This is a genomic window from Catenulispora yoronensis (assembly GCF_039531695.1).
Taxonomy (GTDB): Bacteria; Actinomycetota; Actinomycetes; order Streptomycetales; family Catenulisporaceae; genus Catenulispora; species Catenulispora yoronensis.
In genome coordinates, this window is sequence record NZ_BAAAQN010000219.1 from 1 (window position 1) to 567 (window position 567).

A 567-nucleotide genomic window follows, 5' to 3' on the forward strand; every position below is an offset into this window, starting at 1 on the left:
GGTCACCTGGTTCATCGTCAGGGTGCCGGTCTTGTCCAGGCACACCACGGTCATGGCGCCGAGGGTTTCCACGGTCGGCAGCTTACGAATAATCGCCCGCTTGCGCGCCATCGTCTGCACGCCGAGCGACAGAATAATCGAGATGATCGCCGGGAGTCCTTCCGGTACCGCGGCTACCGCCAGGCTAATCAGCGACAGCAGCAGCTCGCCCATCGGGATATCCCGCAGCGCGAGGCTGAAAATAAACAGCGCCACCATCATGGCGAGAATAATGGCGAAAATCGCTTTGCCGGGCTTATCCATCTGCACCAGCAGCGGGGTACGGTGCTTCTCAATACCCGCCATCATCTGGTTGATATGGCCGAGTTCGGTCTGCGCGCCGGTGGCGGTCACCACGCCGACGCCGCCGCCGGCGCTGACGGTGGTCCCGGAGAAGACCATGTTCACCCGGTCGCCAAGCGGCAGATCGCCCTCCAGCGCGTCGGTGATTTTATCCACCACCGTCGACTCGCCGGTGAGGATCGCCTCTTCCACCCGCAGGTTGTGGGTTTCAATCAGGCGCATATC

At 62.3% G+C, this 567-nt stretch carries 1 protein-coding gene; it reads right to left on the bottom strand.

Going from position 1 to position 567, the window contains the following annotated elements:
- Positions 1–567: HAD-IC family P-type ATPase (locus tag ABD481_RS46940; RefSeq protein ID WP_344672373.1), on the bottom strand; the 567-nt coding region annotated here is incomplete at both ends.